This window comes from Pseudoalteromonas sp. Z1A8 (genome assembly GCF_011378855.1).
Lineage (GTDB): Bacteria > Pseudomonadota > Gammaproteobacteria > Enterobacterales > Alteromonadaceae > Pseudoalteromonas.
Genome location: NZ_WTLB01000010.1, coordinates 72,448 through 90,174, shown reverse-complemented (window position 1 = coordinate 90,174; position 17,727 = coordinate 72,448). Strand labels below are relative to the sequence as shown.

At 40.0% G+C, this 17,727-nt stretch carries 15 protein-coding genes; 5 read left to right on the top strand and 10 right to left on the bottom strand.

The window, feature by feature from the left end; genetic code table 11:
* Window positions 1–126 precede the first annotated feature (126 nt).
* Entirely contained in the window at window positions 127–1,431 is a 1,305-nt protein-coding gene (locus GQR55_RS06085) for an NAD(P)/FAD-dependent oxidoreductase (RefSeq protein ID WP_166419869.1), read from the bottom strand.
* 242 nt (window positions 1,432–1,673) lie between these two features.
* On the opposite strand from GQR55_RS06085, the gene GQR55_RS06080 reads away from it, so the two are divergent.
* Window positions 1,674–3,602, top strand: a complete 1,929-nt coding sequence (locus GQR55_RS06080) for a RecQ family ATP-dependent DNA helicase (RefSeq protein WP_166419868.1) — start codon at window positions 1,674–1,676, stop codon at window positions 3,600–3,602.
* Window positions 3,603–3,647: 45 nt separating this feature from the next.
* Complete coding sequence (locus GQR55_RS06075) at window positions 3,648–3,956, top strand: YkgJ family cysteine cluster protein (RefSeq protein ID WP_010554993.1); 309 nt, start codon at window positions 3,648–3,650, stop codon at window positions 3,954–3,956.
* A gap of 71 nt (window positions 3,957–4,027) precedes the next feature.
* Here the strand turns inward: GQR55_RS06075 and GQR55_RS06070 are convergent, their stop codons facing one another.
* The 4 genes from GQR55_RS06070 to GQR55_RS06055 form a co-directional block, all read right to left on the bottom strand.
* The gene (locus GQR55_RS06070; RefSeq protein WP_166419867.1) at window positions 4,028–5,647 is read right to left on the bottom strand and encodes a methyl-accepting chemotaxis protein; all 1,620 of its coding nucleotides are present in this window, start codon (window positions 5,645–5,647) and stop codon (window positions 4,028–4,030) included.
* A 275-nt stretch (window positions 5,648–5,922) separates the two neighbouring features.
* Complete coding sequence (locus GQR55_RS06065; RefSeq protein WP_166419866.1) at window positions 5,923–6,540, bottom strand: glutathione S-transferase; 618 nt, start codon at window positions 6,538–6,540, stop codon at window positions 5,923–5,925.
* 49 nt (window positions 6,541–6,589) lie between these two features.
* On the bottom strand, window positions 6,590–7,618 hold the full coding sequence (locus GQR55_RS06060; RefSeq protein ID WP_166419865.1) for an NADP-dependent oxidoreductase: 1,029 nt from the start codon (window positions 7,616–7,618) through the stop codon (window positions 6,590–6,592).
* A 185-nt stretch (window positions 7,619–7,803) separates the two neighbouring features.
* Window positions 7,804–8,304, bottom strand: a complete 501-nt coding sequence (locus GQR55_RS06055) for a GNAT family protein (protein WP_166419864.1) — start codon at window positions 8,302–8,304, stop codon at window positions 7,804–7,806.
* Between the two features lie 147 nt (window positions 8,305–8,451).
* Here GQR55_RS06055 and GQR55_RS06050 point away from each other — a divergent pair, with 147 nt between their 5' ends.
* Entirely contained in the window at window positions 8,452–9,657 is a 1,206-nt protein-coding gene (locus GQR55_RS06050) for an anhydro-N-acetylmuramic acid kinase (protein WP_166419863.1), read from the top strand.
* Between the two features lie 41 nt (window positions 9,658–9,698).
* On the opposite strand, the gene GQR55_RS06045 is transcribed toward GQR55_RS06050, so the two are convergent.
* The 5 genes from GQR55_RS06045 to GQR55_RS06025 all read right to left on the bottom strand — a co-directional run bounded on the left by GQR55_RS06045 (window position 9,699) and on the right by GQR55_RS06025 (window position 14,434).
* The gene (locus GQR55_RS06045; protein ID WP_166419862.1) at window positions 9,699–10,184 is read right to left on the bottom strand and encodes a hypothetical protein; all 486 of its coding nucleotides are present in this window, start codon (window positions 10,182–10,184) and stop codon (window positions 9,699–9,701) included.
* Window positions 10,185–10,413: 229 nt separating this feature from the next.
* Window positions 10,414–11,271 (bottom strand): nucleotidyl transferase AbiEii/AbiGii toxin family protein, encoded by an 858-nt coding sequence (locus GQR55_RS06040; RefSeq protein ID WP_166419861.1) that lies wholly within the window; start codon window positions 11,269–11,271, stop codon window positions 10,414–10,416.
* Complete coding sequence (locus GQR55_RS06035) at window positions 11,252–12,241, bottom strand: type IV toxin-antitoxin system AbiEi family antitoxin (RefSeq protein ID WP_166419860.1); 990 nt, start codon at window positions 12,239–12,241, stop codon at window positions 11,252–11,254. The genes GQR55_RS06040 and GQR55_RS06035 overlap by 20 nt, the downstream gene beginning before the upstream one ends.
* 319 nt (window positions 12,242–12,560) lie before the next feature.
* The gene (locus tag GQR55_RS06030) at window positions 12,561–13,688 is read right to left on the bottom strand and encodes a zinc-binding dehydrogenase (protein ID WP_166419859.1); all 1,128 of its coding nucleotides are present in this window, start codon (window positions 13,686–13,688) and stop codon (window positions 12,561–12,563) included.
* A gap of 68 nt (window positions 13,689–13,756) precedes the next feature.
* Window positions 13,757–14,434, bottom strand: coding sequence for a glutathione S-transferase family protein (locus GQR55_RS06025; protein WP_166419858.1), 678 nt, complete (start codon window positions 14,432–14,434; stop codon window positions 13,757–13,759).
* A gap of 174 nt (window positions 14,435–14,608) precedes the next feature.
* On the opposite strand from GQR55_RS06025, the gene GQR55_RS06020 reads away from it, so the two are divergent.
* A complete protein-coding gene (locus tag GQR55_RS06020; RefSeq protein WP_166419857.1) occupies window positions 14,609–15,535 on the top strand; it encodes a LysR family transcriptional regulator in 927 nt (308 codons plus the stop codon).
* Window positions 15,536–15,756: 221 nt separating this feature from the next.
* Entirely contained in the window at window positions 15,757–17,724 is a 1,968-nt protein-coding gene (locus GQR55_RS06015) for a hypothetical protein (RefSeq protein ID WP_166419856.1), read from the top strand.
* Window positions 17,725–17,727 lie beyond the last annotated feature (3 nt).

Sequence of the window (17,727 nt, the reverse complement as noted above, 5' to 3'; positions counted from 1 at the left end):
TTAATCCTTTAGGTTCACTATTTCAATTATCCACATGGTACTATTTTAGATACTAATAGTGTAAGAGGCTTTAATAAAGTATTAATTTATTAAAGCCATTTTATAGGCTGCTAATTCAGTTTGCTTTTAATGCAATTTCATTTTAGGACGCACTACACGCAGTACTTTTTCGCTTATCCATAATGCAAAGGTTTTTGCGCTGCCATGTATGGCGCGTTGATGCATACGGTATAAAGATATATACATAAAGCGGGCAATTTTACCTTCAATAAAAAAGGTATTGCTGGTTAGGTTGCCCATTAAGTTACCTACCGTGCTGTAGCTCGATAAGTTAACTAGCGAGCCATGGTCGCTGTATTTAAAGCCGCGTAGTGGTTGCTGCTTTAACGTGGCGATGAGATTTTTTTCGACGCATAACGCCATTTGATGCGCCGATTGTGCGCGTGGTGGTACTTGCTTGCCGTCGGCTTGGGTAAATGCGCAGCAATCGCCTAATACAAAAATGCTTTCGTCTACGGTGCTTTGTAAAAACTCGTTTACTTGAATTTGATTGCTGCGAGTAAGCTCAAAAACACCTAAGTCTTTTATAAAATCAGGTGCTTTTACGCCTGCCGCCCACACCATAATATCGGCATCAATGTGCTCTTCGTCTTTGGTGATAAAGCCTTGTGCGGTGCCTTCTTTTACTTGTGTGTGCTCGCGCACGTTTACGCCAAGTTTTAATAGCTCGCGTTTGGCACTAACGGCAATACGCTCTGGTAATGCAGGTAAAATACGTGGGCCGGCTTCAATTAAATGAATATGTAATCGCTTAGACGACATATTAGTAAGCCCATACAACTTTAATAGCTCAGACACATGGTAAAGCTCAGCTGAGAGTTCAACACCGGTAGCACCGCCGCCTACAATGGCAATATTAAGTGATTGCTGTTGGTTGTCGTCTTGATGAAGGCGGGTAAAGCTATCTAGTAATGAGTGCTGAAAGCGCTCTGCTTGTTGGCTTGAATCTAAAAAGTAGCAATGATCTTTTATGCCGGGGGTATTAAAGTCGTTACTTACGCTGCCAATGGCAATAACAAGGTGATCGTAGCGTACGGTACGCCCAGGTAAAATAGTGTGGCCTAATTCGTCGTTAAGTGGTGCAAGGGTAATTGTTTTATTGCTTTGGTCTATATTGCAAAAAGTACCAAGTTGAAAGTTGTAATGATGTTTTGCGGCATGGGCTGAATACACAACGCCATCTAAATCGGGGTCAATAGAGCCTGTCGCTACTTCGTGCAGTAACGGCTTCCATATGTGGGTACGGTTTTTGTCTATTAGTAGAATTTCTGCTTGTTTTTTCTTTCCTAGTTTATGACCTAATTGCGTTGCGAGTTCTAATCCGCCAGCACCACCGCCAATAACGACAATTTTAGGTGTAGTAATATTCATAACGTTGCCCTCAAAAATAATATACCCAAATAATCTGTATTATTTTTATTGTTTTGAGGTTACTTGGGTATGGAAAAAAGTTATTTTTGGCAAACGTGACTATTAATTTTTACGCTATTAGTCTGCGCCTAAATAAAGGATATGTCAGCAAAAAATGCTGAATAAAGGCATATAAGTTATACTCACTTTTTTATCGTTTAGCTGTGCAGTTAAATTGCTGTTAAAACACCAAAAGGACATTTATGACCACGCCACTAATTCAATCACTTGAGCAGCACTTTGGTTTTAGCCAATTTAGAACAGGCCAACAACAAACTATTGAGCAGCTTTTAAATGGTCAGTCGTCGTTGGCTATATTTCCTACGGGCTCGGGTAAATCGTTGTGCTACCAGCTAACTGCGTTGCATTTACCCAACTTAACCTTAGTGGTTTCGCCTTTACTTGCATTGATGAAAGATCAAATTAGCTTTTTAAATAGCAAAGGTATTTATGCTGCCAGCCTTGATTCGAGCCAAGATCAAATGCAAAGCAGCACCGTAATGAACGATGTGCGAAACGGTAAAATTAAAGTATTAATGGTGTCGGTTGAGCGTTTTAAAAATGAGCGCTTTAGAGAGTTTATAAGCCAAGTTGCGCTTTCTATGTTGGTGGTAGACGAAGCGCATTGTATATCTGAATGGGGCCATAACTTTAGACCCGACTACCTTAAATTGCCGCGTTACCGCGAAGAGCTTAATATTCCTTTAGTGTTGTTACTTACGGCAACGGCCACTAAAAAAGTTAAACGCGATATGGCTGAGCGCTTTGCTATTGCCCCTGAGTGCATTGTGCAAACGGGTTTTTACCGCGCTAATTTAGATTTAAGCGTGCTGAGTGTTAAAACCGCCGATAAAAACACCGAACTTGCTAACATTGTACGTGCGCAAAGTGGCCCTGGTATTGTGTATGTAACGCTGCAGCAAAGTGCCGAGCAAGTAGCAAACACACTGAGTGCGCAAGGCATTCATGCTGTTGCCTACCACGCAGGGCTTGAAGATACGCTACGCTGGCAAATTCAAGATGACTTTATGGGCGGTAAAATTAACGTTGTTGTGGCAACTATAGCCTTTGGTATGGGCGTTGATAAATCGGATATTCGTTTTGTTATACATTACGATTTACCAAAATCGATTGAAAACTACAGCCAAGAAATTGGCCGAGCAGGGCGCGATGGTAACCCATCAAACTGCTACACGCTTGCTAATTTAGATGGCCTAAACACAGTCGAAAACTTTGTATATGGCGACACCCCAGAGCTTAGCGGTATTGAACATGTAATTAACGATATTCGCCAAAGCCACCAGCAATGGGAAATGCAAGAATATAGCCTTTCAAGCGAAAGCAATATTAGGCAACTGGCCCTTAAAACCTTACTTGTACAGCTAGAAATGCAAGGCGCTATAACGCCGCAATATGCTTACTACGCCGATTTTAAATACAAATTTTTGGTTGATAAAAACGAGCTACTTGGTCATTTTGATGAGCAACGCCAAGCATTTTTAACACAAATATTTAGCCATACCGATTTTAAAAAAATATGGGGCACGCTAAATTTTGACTCCCTTACACAAGCCGCGCAGGTTGATCGAAAACGCGTAGTGGCAGCGCTTGACTACCTAGCCGAAAAAAACCTAATAACGCTCGAAACCAAACGTATTACCCAAGTATACAAAGTGCATGAAGAGGTTATAAATAACCCTGAACTTGCCCAGCAACTTCACGACTATTTTACTGACAAAGAACAAGCCGAAATTAAACGTATTGCTGCACTGGTGCGCTTTTTTGAGCTACAAAGTTGCTTAAGCTATAACTTAGCGCGCTATTTTGACGATCAAAATGCACCACAGCAATGTGGGCATTGTAGTGTGTGTAGAGGTTATGCGGTTAAGCTTGAATACTCTATAGAGCCTGCATATATTGACGAGCAACTTATTTATCAAAAGGTAGATGAGTTTTTAGCGCATATGGCAGGCAAAGGTAATCATAATGTGGGTGTTGAAACCCAATGCCGCTTTTTAGCAGGGATGAGTGTGCCGTTATTTGCGCGTAATAAAGTGCGCCAATTGAGTGGTTTTGCGCTGTGCGAGCAAATGCGTTACAGCGATATTAAAGCAAAACTACTAGCGCGTTAAATTAGTTACTGTATCCTAGTGGCTTATTCAAAAAAGTAAGCCACTATGCCTCATATTGTTATCCCCGTTGAAAATATTTCTACTACCCCAGAGCCCGTTACGTGTGCTAACTGCCAAGCCTGTTGTTGCCAATTAGAAGTGCGCATAGTAACCGACACCGGCGTGCCTTTTAACTATATAGAGTACGATAAATGGGGCAGCGAAGTAATGAAACGCGCTGACGACGGCTGGTGCCAAGCACTCGACCGTAATACGCTTATGTGCTCTATTTACGAAAACCGCCCATTAGTATGTCGCGAGTTTGAAATGGCGTCGGGTGAGTGTATTACCGAGCGCGATTTAGCGGGTATATAGTCCGCTATTATTAAAGTACATAAACAACAAAGGGGCTTAAAAGCCCCTTTGTTTATTGCTTACTATAAAAATTAAACTTTAAAGTAGCTAATATACTTTTTAAGTGTGTTTGAAAGGTCAGCTAATGCAACAGCTTCTTGTGCGTTACTGTTAAGCGACATGCTGGTTTCTTTGGACATACTGGCAATTTCTTCAACGCCGGTACTAATTTGCGCCACGGTGGCTACTTGGTTTGATGTTGATTCAACAATTTCAAGCACGTTACTTAATGAGTCGTTAGCTTGTTGCTGTATTTGATGCAGTAACTCGTTTGCTTCGTGAGTAAGCGTTAAGCCATTTTCTACTTGTGGTACTGTGGTTTCCATAGCTGTTACCGACGCTTGCGTGTTTTCTTGTACTTGCAAAATCATCTTTTCAATATCGCCTGTTGCGTCGCCAGTGCGCTGGGCAAGTTGTCTTACCTCGTCAGCAACAACAGCAAACCCTCGGCCTGTTTCGCCTGCTCTTGCTGCTTCTATTGCCGCATTTAGTGCAAGCAAGTTTGTTTGATCAGAAATACTGCGGATCACACTTAAAATATCGCCAATGTGTTTTACATGTTCTTGCAAAACATTTACTTGGGTAACGGTAGCTTTTACGGTTACTGAAATTTGCTCAATTTCGGCCGCTACTTTTTGCACAGCAATACTACCTTGCTGCGATAATTGCGCGGTTATTTTTGAGTTATCTTCTGTTTGTTTAACTGAATCGGCTACGGCATGAATACTACGGCTCATTTCTTCTAGGCTGCTTACTGCCGAGTTTGTATAAGTTACTTGTGCGTCAGCGGCACTAAGTGCTTGCTGCGAGCCAGACGCTACGCTTGCAGAGTGAGTAGAAAGCTCTTCAGATGAATTAATAATGCTATCTACAATGGTTTTTAATTTAGATTGCATCACCCCTACAGAAGCCATCATGCTATTTGGGCAACACGACTGTACATCGCCTCTTAAGTCGCCTTGTGCAATAAGGGCAATTACTTCAGCAGCTTCTTGTGGTTCGCCACCTACTGAATTTCTGATCAGTTGGCTAATAACATACGCAACGCTTATGCCTATTAAAACAGCAATTACAGTAAGCGCAATCATCCAGGTTTTAAACGAGCTAGCTACTTCGCGGGTATCAATTGTTGTTATTTGGTTTGCTTGCTCTTGCAGGTTTATAAATTGGTTTATAACATTTAGCCACTGGGTAAACGCAGGGCGTGCATCAGTTAATAAAATGCGCTCTGCTTCGTTTAGGTTTCCAGTACTTTTAGCGTTTATAACACCTTGAATAAAAGGCTGAGTGCGTTGCTCTATTTGATTTATTTTATTAAGTAATGATTGCTCTTCACTCGACATTTTGTCGGTAAGGTCGCGCATTGCGCGGCTAGATGTTTGGTAAAAAGCATCTAGCTCTTTTATGTTATTTAAAACAGTGCGTAAATTGTTTTGGTCGGTAATTAACACTACATCGCGCACGGCTATGGCTCTGTCGTGTACGCTGCCTCTAAAGTTAATAGCGTAACGCTGTTTTACCGAGTTTACGTCGGTCATGTGGGTAATGTTATTATTAATGAGGCTAACGCGGGAAATGCCAATGATGGTTAAAATAAGCATCATTGATAAAATTACGCCAAAACCGGTCGCTAAACGCATGTTTATTGTCATGGATGATTCCAAGTTTGAGTTAATACCAGTAAGGGGAGCCAGCATTATTAGTGATAATTTCAAAATAATATCGGCATTATGCCCTATAAACTGAAGCTTTATTAGCAATAAGGGGGTATTTGTTAATTTAGTTTACAAGCGTAACTTTAGTGGGGTTGTTTTACAGGTATATTTTACTGACATATTTATAGGCATAAAAAAGGGGCTAAATGCCCCTTAGTGTTACATAAAAAGATTATATAAAAAGATTATATAAAAAGATTATATAAAAGTAGTTAGTCGTACTTTGCTTCTAGCTCATTCGCTGTATGAAACTTCTCATGGCTTTGTAATTGCTCGTCGTATTTAACGAGGTTTTTAAAGTGCGCTAATTGACCTGAATTTTTAACAATTTCAACAATAAACGACATCATAAAATCAGCGCCCGTTAGGGTATCGCCCACTAAATAACGCTTACCTTCAAGGCGGTCGTTAAAGTAGCTAATTACTTTAACTGTTTCGGCGTCGGCATAGCCCTCTAAAAACTGCGTTTTAGCGCCGTCTTTTAGTACAAACATTTTAAGTAAAAGTGGCAAAATTGCTGAGCTTTCTGCAAAGTGTAGCCATTGCTGATAATCAACGTATTCAGCGGTATCTACTTTTGGTGCAAATTTAGCGTTACCGTATTTAGTAATAAGGTAGTCGGTAATAGCGCCTGATTCAGCAATAATTAGGCCGCCGTCTTCAATCACTGGCGACTTACCAAGTTGATGTATATGCTTTAATTCGTCAGGAGCTAAGAAGGTGTCTTTATTGCGCTGATAAGCCACAATTTCGTAATCAACATTTAGCTCTTCTAAAAGCCAAATTACGCGTTTTGAGCGTGACTTATTTAAATGGTGTAGTTTGATCATGTCAGTCCTTTTGAGCTTATAAGGGCTAAGCCCTTATAAGCTATTTAAATTAAAGAGGGTTATTAATTTTAACCACTGTTTTACCAAAGTTTTTGCCGCATATCATATCGTTGAACGCGCCTACTGTATTTTCGATGCCTTCTACCATGTGTTCACGGTATTGAATTTTTCCGTCTTGCAGCCATTTTTGCATGTCTTGTGCAAACTCGTCATAACGGTCGCCGTAATCATCAAAAATGATAAAGCCTTGCATTTTAATACGCTTAGTAAGCAATTGACCCATTAGCATACCTAAACGGTCTGGGCCTTCTGGCAAGCTAGTGGCGTTATATTGCGATACTAAACCACACAGTGGTACGCGTGCTGCGGTATTTAGTAGTGGTAGTACGGCGTCGAATACTTTACCGCCCACATTTTCGTAGTAAACATCAATGCCTTTATCACAGGCTTTTTCTAGCTGTTCTTCAAAGTCATCTGCTTTATGATCAATACAGGCATCAAAACCTAGCTTTTCAACAGCATGTGCACATTTTTCGCTACCACCAGCAACACCCACTACTTTACAGCCTTTAATTTTAGCTATTTGACCAACCGTTGCGCCCACCGGGCCTGTTGCTGCTGCAACTACAACTGTTTCACCTTCTTTAGGCTGGCCAATATCGAGTAAACCCATGTACGCGGTAAAGCCAGGCATACCCATAATACCTAATGCGTAAGAAGGATTAGCAGGCTCTTTACCTAATTGCATTAAGCCTTCGCCATTGGTAATGGCGTAGTCTTGCCAACCAGTGTAGGCAAGTACCCACTCGCCTTCGCTAAATTTATCGTTTTTAGATTCTTCTACTTGGCACACTGTTGCGCCAACCATTACATCGCCAATATTAACTGGGTCAGCGTACGACTTAGCATCACTCATGCGACCACGCATATACGGGTCTAGTGATAGGTAAATAGTGCGCAGTAAAACTTCGCCGTCTTTTAATGCAGGAAGCTCTACCGTTTTTAATTTAAAGTTTTCGTCTGTTGGAGCGCCATTAGGGCGTGATTCAAGAGTAAGTTGGCGACTAGTCGTAGACATATAAGATCTCCTATTAATATAAATAAACTACTTACCGAATGTTTACGCTTTAAAAATCGTGTTCAGCTAAACAATAATGCGCGCTAAGTAGTATAAGCATGTACAAATTTGTACCTTATAACAGGAGTTTTGGGCGGGGGACTGGTAATTCAACCCTTATAGGCAGAGTATTTATTCTAAATACTTTATTTAAGCTTGCTAAAAATGTGACTACTGTAAAATTCTCCATTTTTATAAATAGCTTGTTTTAGGACGGCTTCTTGCTCAAAACCACTTTTAGTAAGTGCTTTTATAGAGCCGGTATTACCAGCAAACACAGTGCCAAAAATTCTATTTAGGTTAGATTGGGCAAACGCTTCTTCGCAAATAAGTGCAATAGCGCGAGTAATAATGCCTTGTCCCCAGTAGGTTTTATTTAGCCAATAACCAATTTCGCCACTGCGGCTGTATTCAAACTCTCCTGGGGTTATGCCAATACAGCCTGCAAATTGCTCATTTACTACAATGGCCTTAACCGTTGCATCAATTACGTCATTTTTAGAACCTTGGTTTATCCACCAATCAGCGTCGGCTTGCGTATACGGAAATGGAATTTTTGACGATAAATACCGTGTTACCTGCTCATCGTTTAAGGTTTCAATAATGTGTGGCGCATCGTGCGGTTGAAAATCTCTGAGCGTGATCATAGCGATAGTTAATTATTAGTTGAATACACACTAACTTAGCAATCATTTAAACCTTGTACAATCATTAAGATTAAACGGTTTACGGCTATTACTTTGTTTTAAAGTACTCTAATATAAGCAAAATATTACACCTGTTTAGATGCCATTATGCACCCACATATAGCCGCCCTTTATAATAGTGCCCAAAAGCCAAGCCGTTTAATTATTGGTTTAATGAGCGGTACCTCGTTAGATGGGCTCGATGTTGCACTCTGCAAAGTAACGGGCGCAGGCTTAAATACACACATTGAGGTTTTAAATTTTACCACCGTTGACTACAACGACGACTACAAAACCAAAATAAAGCAGGTATTTGCTAAGCGAGAATGCGATTTAGAGCTAGTTACCTTACTGCACCCTTGGGTAGGTAAGCTGCACGGTAATATGGTTAATCAGTGCTTAGCTAAGTGGAATATAAACCCAGCAAATATTGATGTAATAGCAAGCCACGGGCAAACCATTTACCACTGCCCGCAGTCGCAGCATAACCATAAAGACTTTAATAACGGCACCTTACAAATTGGCGACAGTGACCAAATAGCCGTTACTACCGGTATTACTACCATTGGTGATTTTAGGCAAAAACACATAGCCGCAGGAGGCGAGGGCGCACCACTGGCGGTGTATGGCGATTATTTATATTTTTCAAGCGCTGCTGAAAGTCGGATTTTGCTAAACATGGGCGGCATAGCTAACTTAACGTTCCTACCCAAAAATGGCGATGCAAACGGTGTGTTTAGCGCCGACATTGGCCCCGGTAATACCATTATGGATGCCTACGTACAGCAACACTTTGCAGGGCTACATTATGACGACGGTGCAAAAATAGCAAAAGCAGGCAAGATAAATACGCCATTATTGAATGCATTATGTAATAACGCATTTTTTAAACTCCCAATGCCTAAAACAACTGGCCCTGAGGTATTCAACTTAGCGTATTTAAACGCCGCACAGCAGCAAACACATACTCAGCATTTAAGCCATGAAGATGTTATGGCTACCTTAAATACCTTTACAGCCACAGTAATAGCAAATGCATTAAATGAGTGTGCGGAGCGCGCACAAAATTGTGTGGTGTATGCAAGTGGTGGCGGTATTCATAACCCGTTACTAATGGCGCAACTTAAAGCGCTTTGTCCACGTATTAAGGCTTTTAAAAACACCGACGATTTAGGTATAAATCCCGACGCAAAAGAGGCTGTGTTATTTGCTATTTTAGCAAACGAATGCCTAGCAGGAGAGCAGCAACACCTAAGTAATACTGCACAAGGTATTGCGGGAGTTACTATGGGTAAAGTAAGTTTTGCTGATTAAGGTTTTATAAGTAGCGTCGCGTAATTTAAGTACAGCCAGCACTAAAACAGTGATAAAAACGTAGATCCCATACTCGCAAAGTAACTACGAACGCCCTGAGGCTTAGCATGTTCAGTTGTTATGTGTTCAGGAATATAGCCTTGCTCAAATGCTTTAATGTACACATCGAGTTGTTGGCTTTCTTTTAAGGTCGTGTTTTTTCCGTGCAGCATCATTTGCACTACAAAACATTGGCTTTGTGTAATGTTACTTAAAGTAAGGTTGACAGTACCAGATTCAAGGTCGTCATTGCTCAGCGTTTTTTCAGTAAAATACTGCGCTCCACGTGCACTGGGCTGCGTAGCACTTAGTGAAATAACATCGCTCTCATTTGCGCCATCAGGCAACACACACTGCAGCGTAATGTTATGCGCAGCATTGGCTTTTAGCGATAGTTTTTCGTATTCCATAGCGTGGCTCATCGCCGCAGACATAGAATCATCAAATGATTGCGGTGCAAATGTTAGTTGCACTAGTGGTGTACTCATCTTACTTAGTCTTCTTGATTATAAAAAATACAGTTCGAGTTTGAATTATCATCTATTTTGATTGCACTTTTATGACAAATTGCACTTAATCGGATAATCACTGTTTTTTGATCAAAAAAGATCGCTATAAGCAAAGCTGTTTTAGTAACTTATGAGGAACATGAGAATTGTATCGGGCGGTTTCAATAGCGATTACTTTATATATAAAACAAAGCAGCCATTAAAACAGTTAAGAAGTATTTAGCTGCTTAGAAATAATACTTAAAAGCTCTTCAGCATCACTATATTCAATTTGAACTGCTCTGCTTATATCTAGTACTAAATTGTCTACTTTGGACTCAACATTGAACAATTTTTCATTAATGAACGAAAGAACTTCTGCGTTAGCGATGTTGCAAGCATCAGTGGCTAGTTTCATTGTGCTCGCTTTATGTTCATCATAGTCTTGTGCGTCCATAAAATCATCTTCATAAAGTGAGTCTGTGATAGTAGGTATTTTTGAGTAGTGCCTAGTAAGATAAAAAATATCCATTGCGTCTTTACGTCTAACGCCATGCTCCCTTTCTAGCCATGAGATTAACTTCAACAGTAGCATTCCAGCAGGCGATGCAACTTTAATATTAAGGTTGGGGCTATTGGTAATTTTTACGTCAAGTGCATGTTTAAATGCCTCGTTAAAGCCTGTTACTGATATTCCAATATCGTGCTGTGGCGGCCAAGTAATAGAGTTACCATCACCAGCAATATTTCCAAATGGAATAATATCAATTTCCCATTTTTCACCGCTAGGAACGGTAGTTACTAGTTGGTGTACTTTTGTTTTATCAGGTGTAAAACCATTTTTTAGGAGATGCTCCTTTAACTGTTCAAACTGATCCCAGTTTTGGAATTGTATACCAAAATCAATATCTCTTGTACCTCGCTCAATTGCAGCACCGTAACCATGATGGAGTATAATGTCTCTGGCGGTAGCACCTATGACTAGGTAAGGGATCCCTAATGCTTCAGTTTGGACGTTTATTTTTTGATAAAGGCTAACTAACCCTTGTGGTAATTTACCAACGACATCAAGCAATGTGCTTTTCATAAAACCTCGTTGCGGCATCTATGTTTCTTGCATCTCTACTAGCTAATAAATTGGCATAGATTAAATACGGGTGTGCTAAATTAACCTTTGGGCCGACAAGTTTTTCTATGGCTAAAAATGGCTCCACTAAAACTACTTTTGTTAGTGCATCGTTTATATCATCTTCTGCTTTTACTTTTCGTAATCGTGCGGTTTTTAAAATGACTTTTTTATGTTCAGGATTTACGTAAATTAGATAATTTTTTGCATTTAAATAATTGTCATATTGTTGAACAGCATATTCGCCTCCCCACATCGCTTTTACATTATTTAGTTTAAGTTTTTGTAGTAGCTCTGTGTTATCAGTGGTGAAGATTTCTTGTTTTAATTTAGCTTCAACAGTTACAGGGTAAGCGTCTAACCACTTATCTAGTAAAGCTTTTGAATTGTAGATTATTTTAGTGTGTTGGTCTTTTTGAACTATAAACTCTTGATATATTAAATCGTCAATTACTTGTTTAACCGTTCCCAGTGCAACTTCGGCCACCTTTGCAATTGTGCGCATGGGTTTATTTACTAGCTCCGGCTGCACTAAAAACATAAATACTACTTTCATGCCCTTAGGTTGAAATGCCTTACCTAATTGTTTAGCCAAGGCTATTTTATTGTGGGCTTTTTCGGGCTTATTTCCCTGAATATCAATATAAATTGGAGGGCAATTAATATACGTGTTACCAACACAGTCTATAAAAGATATTTTTTGCTCTTTTAATAAGGCTGCTTGATTTTGATTGATGTACTCAGTAATTAATAGGGCATCGGTTATCTGATTCTTTATTTTGAATTCAGCAATATACTTTTGTAAGGTGGTTGTATGTAGGTGTTTTTTGCATTTAATAATTAAATTGCTTTTAACATTAGGCAAAGTGAGTTCGCCCTCAACACACTCTTTTTTAAAAGTTTTATACTCTGCGCCTAAACCTGTTTGCAAGTTTAGTTTTTCAATAGCTGCCTGTATTAGCCCTTGGTTTATCATTTGTTCACTAAATTAAACTGTTCATTATTTGTGAACATAGATAAAATTTGAACGACAGTCAAGTTTTGTTCACTAAGGTCGTATGTTCATTGTTATTGAACAGCTACTTTTAATGAACGCGGAGTATGGTAAGTTCTATTCTTTATAAAAGCTCAATATAAATAGCCCCTGTGTTAAACGTAAAAAAGCAGATACCTAATTAGCATCTGCTTTTATATTTAAAAACCACAGTGCTAAGCGCTGTGGTTTTTAATTTTTAACGAAGAATATTTAATTAAGCTTGAGGTTTAATTAAGTACTTTTCGCCTGTTGCTTGTTTAGAATAAGCCGCGATTGATTGTAAATGTAATACCTCAGCTAATGACACTTCGTGCGTATAGTTGCTCGCAAATGTTGTGGTGATTTCGTCTACAATACGTTTGCGCATTTTTATTACTGTATCTGTGCCTAATTTACCTAAGGCATTAAATAATAAGAACCCGTTTACACCCCACGCAAAACCAAAGTTACGGTTTAATGTAATAGGGCCGCGGTCTAGTGCGCCATAAATATACACTTGTTTGTAAGTGTCTGAGCCATAAACACTGTGCTCTTTCATATCGCGTGCAGCTGCAACTTCCATACAGTTAAGAATATCACTTGTTAGTTGGCCGCCACCGATTGGGTCGAACGCTATAGTTGCACCCGTTTCAATTATTGCAGCGGTTAGATCAGCAATGAAAGTGTCGCTGCTTGAGTTAACAATATATTTTGCACCCATATCACGCAGTAATTTTTCTTGTTCTGGTTTACGAACAATATTAATTAAATCAACGCCATCAGCAATACAAATACGGTTTAGCATTTGGCCAAGATTAGAAGCTGCAGCCGCGTGAATAATAGCTTTATGGCCTTCAGCGCGCATGGTTTCTACCATTGCTAGTGCGGTAAGTGGGTTAACAAAAGATGATGCACCTTCTTTAGCGGTAGTCCCTTTTTTTAGCTCTAAGCAACTTTGTACATTGGCACATATAAATTGACGATACGTACCACCGCCAATTACAGCAACGGTTTTACCCATTAATGCTTGTGCGGTTGGTGATGAGCCTGCTGCTACTACGGTGCCTGCGCCTTCATTACCTACTTGTGTGGCTTTACCTACGCGTGTTTTAAGTGATGGCATAAATTGAGCTGGAACATCGGCAGTAATTACTGGATTTTCATCAGTACCCGATTGCTTTGCAGTAGACATATCAGCTGCACTGAATAAAACGCCTAAGTCTGATGGGTTTAATGGTGCAGCTTCAATACGAATAACCACTTCATCGGCACTAGGCTTTGGCATCTCGATGTTTTTTAAGGCAAGTGTTAGTTTATTGTCTTCGCTGATAGTTGAAGTAAGTTGGATATTTTTATCTGTCATTATGTTTGCTCCCACAAAAATGAGTATTGATTACTGTTATAGCTAAGGGCTTCTTATATAGTTAAGGGCTATTTAGCACTTGCTGCTTGAATTTGTGCTTTCACTTTTTGCATAAAACCAGCCATATTTGCTTGGCGGTCGGCCTCTATGCTTTGTGCAATGGTTAATTGACTCATTGATTCGTTCCACTCTTTCATGCCGGGAACTTGTGCTAGTACATCCCAATCAAGCTGGCTTGAGCCAAAGGCGCTAACAATGGTGTTTACGTAATAAACGTAAATGTCTGCCATTGTGAATTGCTCGCCTGCAATCCAAGGTGAAAACTTACCTAGTTTGCTTAATGCAGTAACGCCGCGAGTTAATACTTGGCGTACTTCTGTTTTAAGAGCCTCAGGAACTTCATTACCCGAAAATACATAAGGGATGAACCGTCTGCTTGGCAGTTCAAAATAAAGCTCTGCTATTTTCATAATTTGACGAACAACTGCGCGCTCACCTGCATCTTTAGGGTATAGCGGAGTTTGTGGGTACGACTCCTCTATAAAGTCGCAAATAACACTCGACTCAGAAATATTAAGGCCATTAGCTGTTGTGATTGCAGGCACTTTGCCTGCAGGGCTGATTGCTAGTAACTCTTCACTACCGCCGTAAACAAGGTGTTCTTTAAATGGCAGTCGTTTGTGTAAAAGTAGATGTTTAACTAGGTTGTAATAATTGCTAGCAGCAAAACCGTGCAAAGTAATCATAAGTCAGCTTTCCATTATTAACGTGAGGATACGCATTGCCAAATAATGCAATTTTGGTCACCGTGTTTAAGTTGAGCCTATTATTACTTGTTTTAATTTGCTTATATATAAGGGAAAATGCGAATCACTTTTGTCTTTAAGACAATAAAGAATTTTATTTAATGGAGAGGCGACTTGGATCAACTAAAAGCCATACGGTATTTTATTAAAGTGGTTGAAACGGGCAGTTTTACCAAAGCTGCAAAAGCATTTGGTGTGCCGCCTTCGTCGTTGTCGAGGCGAGTTGCCGATTTAGAAAAAAGCTTAGGAGCAACACTTTTAAAACGTTCAACCCGCATAGTTAAGCTGACCGAAGTAGGGCAAATTTACTACAGCGATGTACAAAAAATAGTGAACCAGCTTGAGCAAAGCCACGAAACGGTTCGAAGTTACCAAACAACCCCAAAGGGGCGTTTATCTATAAGTTGCATGGTAGGTTTTGGCGACAAAATGCTCATGCCGCTGCTTGATGAGCTTAGCGCGTTATACCCCGAAATAATACTCGATGTAAGCTTAAGCGATGAGCTGTCGACACTTGGCCGTGACGATGTTGATATTGCTATTCGTGGTGGTTATGCACCCAATGAGCGCGTGATAGCAATAAAACTTATGGATAATGGCTTTATACCTGTGGCGTCCCCCTGCTATTTACAAAAACACGGAGTGCCAAGTAACGCCATGGAATTAAAGCACCATAATGGGCTTTATTTTAAAACGCCTTCAGGGCCAACGCCGTGGTTATGTAAAGTAGATGAGCAATGGCATGACGTTTCTGGGCCTGCGGTCGCTATTTCAAATAACGGGTCGTGGCTTGCCAAAAAAGCATGTAACGGGGAAGGTATTTTAATGTCAACTCGATGGGCACTGGCTTCATATCTTGAGCTGGGTGAGTTACAAGAGCTTAAGTTTGAGCATGAGGTGGCAATAACTCAAAATTCTAATATGGCTGTTTATTTGTTGTATCAAAAACAACGTTATTTGGTACCAAAGGTAAAAGCGGCGGTCGATTTTTTAGTACAAAGAATAAAAGAAACAGGTGAAGGTAGTAAGCAAATAAAATAGCCCTTAAGAGTAAGGTGAGTTGATTAATAGAGTGTCGGATGGCGCTGCGCTTATCCGACCTACGCTTATCTGGTTTATCTTATCTGGTTTAGATTTATGTTTGTTTAACTTATTAATAAATTATTTGTATAAATAATAGGTAAAAAATGCGCCTTTAGGCTAAAGCTTTTAACTAAGCGCCCGATAAGTTACTTAATAGGGTTTAGCGATTAAGGATAATCATGGTTAATAATATATTAGGCAGTCAGGCTAATCTAAGCACTATGATTGCCCTATCAGTTAATAACGCCAACCAAACATCTGCGACACCTTCACTGCACAGTAGTGGCGACCTTCAAGCTATTAATGATTTACAAACTAATGCCTCAAAAATAACCGACGAGCTACTAAGCCAGCTAAATGATGAAACGATTTACGAAACGATAAGTAGCAATCAAAAAGTAGGGGATATTTTACAACAGCAACTTACCTCGCTATTTATTATTACAAGCACGCCTAGCACGCTTAACTATAAACTCTCCGATGAAGAACTCGCCCTGCGCACCGTAATAAGTTCTCGGCATGAGGGGTTATTAAAAAACGAAAACAGTACCCAATTAATTGAGCGATTAAATACATCCGTTAAAAATATTCAGGGTGCTTATGCTAATACCAGCGATATTTTATCAAGCTTGGGGCAACTTGGGCATGAGCAAAAAACGTTTTTAGCCTCAAGCCAGCAACGTGTTGAGCGCACGCTTAATCCTTATATGGAAAGTGCTAATCGTAGCAAGTACGAGGATGACGATAATTATTTATTTGAGCTCTCGGTAAAAACCAAAGAGGGTGATGTTATAAACATTACCTTTAACTCATCGCAAGGCTTTGATGAAAAAACGGGCGAAGCCGTTGATGGCTTTGGCATAAGTTACGAAGTAAATGGCGATTTATCTGAGGCTGAACATGCGACTTTAACGCAGGTTATGGCGGGTGTTGGCGAAATGGCCGATGAGTTTTTTAAAGCGAGTGAAAACTCATTTAATCCTATTATAGTGCCAAACCAAACAGATATGAGTTTAGATTTTTTATCAGGCTTTAATAGTGAGCAGCTAGCGGGTTTTAATGTGTCGTTTTCAACAACGCAAAATGATGCGCTTGATACAGGCGAAAACACGCTTGATTTAAGTTACTCAATTGATGAAGCGACAAATCAGCAAGCACTTGTGTTTAAATCACAAAGTGGGAAAAACGAAATCGACTTTGCACTCGATATGTCAACCATTGGCGCTAAAGACACACAGCAAATGCAGCAATATTTAGCGTCGCTCGATCAAAGCTTAAAAGATAGTCGAGTAAACAGTACCGAAGATAGTAAAGACTCGGCATTTGGTCGCAAAGGGGATGAGACAATGCAACAAGGTTTTGCATTGTTTAAAGGTGCTTTTGCAAGTATGTCGTCGGCGGCTGAACGTTATAGCAATTTAGAGTCACTTGCAGAGCAGCAATTTAATGACGGGCGCGCCATGGTTGCCGATTTGGTTGATAACATGATCGAAAACGATCCTCGTTACCAAGGGTTAGGTGATAAAGCGCCAAATACATTGGGGGCGGGTGTGTCTAAGCTCGCTGATTTTGATGCTACCTTTTCGTATGCGCTGGATAGTGGCGACTATCAGCCTAAAAGTACCATTGAGCTAAGCCAAGCGACTGAGCAAACCCAATTAGGCGAGCTTAGTGGTTTAACACAAAGTAAAAATGTAAGTAGCCACTTTGATTATCAATATAGTCGCCCCGACTACTACGACAAAGAAGAAAGTTATAGCGTAGGTACCGCAGTTAAAAATAAAGAACTTGTGGGGCTTGATCAGTCTCACGAAGTTGATGTTGATACAAAAATGTATGCGTTTAACCCGCAAACAAATCAATACGAGCTGCAAATGGCGATGCAAGAGCAAACCGTTAGTAAAAGTGACATTCGCTTAATTGATGATATTTGGCTCGAAGAAAACGAAAACAGCTACAACATGAATAAAAAAGAACGTGTTGAGAGCGATGAAAAGCAAGACGAATTTAAACAAACAAGCAGCCACTCTTACAATAAGTTAGTTACCTTAATTGGTGATTTAGATAAGCTTGCCGAGAATAAAGACGTAAGACGCGAGTATTTAACTAACTTATCGCAAGTTAACTTTTTTATGGATAAAAAGTAACGG

Excerpts from the sequence above, each read along its gene's own strand:
- GQR55_RS06070 (WP_166419867.1), bottom strand. The coding sequence starts at position 5,647 with ATGACAATAAACATGCGTTTAGCGACCGGTTTTGGCGTAATTTTATCA.
- GQR55_RS06080 (WP_166419868.1), top strand. The coding sequence starts at position 1,674 with ATGACCACGCCACTAATTCAATCACTTGAGCAGCACTTTGGTTTTAGC.
- GQR55_RS06065 (WP_166419866.1), bottom strand. The coding sequence starts at position 6,540 with ATGATCAAACTACACCATTTAAATAAGTCACGCTCAAAACGCGTAATT.
- GQR55_RS06015 (WP_166419856.1), top strand. The coding sequence starts at position 15,757 with ATGGTTAATAATATATTAGGCAGTCAGGCTAATCTAAGCACTATGATT.
- GQR55_RS06030 (WP_166419859.1), bottom strand. The coding sequence starts at position 13,688 with ATGACAGATAAAAATATCCAACTTACTTCAACTATCAGCGAAGACAAT.
- GQR55_RS06025 (WP_166419858.1), bottom strand. The coding sequence starts at position 14,434 with ATGATTACTTTGCACGGTTTTGCTGCTAGCAATTATTACAACCTAGTT.
- GQR55_RS06040 (WP_166419861.1), bottom strand. The coding sequence starts at position 11,271 with ATGAAAAGCACATTGCTTGATGTCGTTGGTAAATTACCACAAGGGTTA.
- GQR55_RS06055 (WP_166419864.1), bottom strand. The coding sequence starts at position 8,304 with ATGATCACGCTCAGAGATTTTCAACCGCACGATGCGCCACACATTATT.
- GQR55_RS06075 (WP_010554993.1), top strand. The coding sequence starts at position 3,648 with ATGCCTCATATTGTTATCCCCGTTGAAAATATTTCTACTACCCCAGAG.
- GQR55_RS06060 (WP_166419865.1), bottom strand. The coding sequence starts at position 7,618 with ATGTCTACGACTAGTCGCCAACTTACTCTTGAATCACGCCCTAATGGC.
- GQR55_RS06045 (WP_166419862.1), bottom strand. The coding sequence starts at position 10,184 with ATGAGTACACCACTAGTGCAACTAACATTTGCACCGCAATCATTTGAT.
- GQR55_RS06085 (WP_166419869.1), bottom strand. The coding sequence starts at position 1,431 with ATGAATATTACTACACCTAAAATTGTCGTTATTGGCGGTGGTGCTGGC.
- GQR55_RS06050 (WP_166419863.1), top strand. The coding sequence starts at position 8,452 with ATGCACCCACATATAGCCGCCCTTTATAATAGTGCCCAAAAGCCAAGC.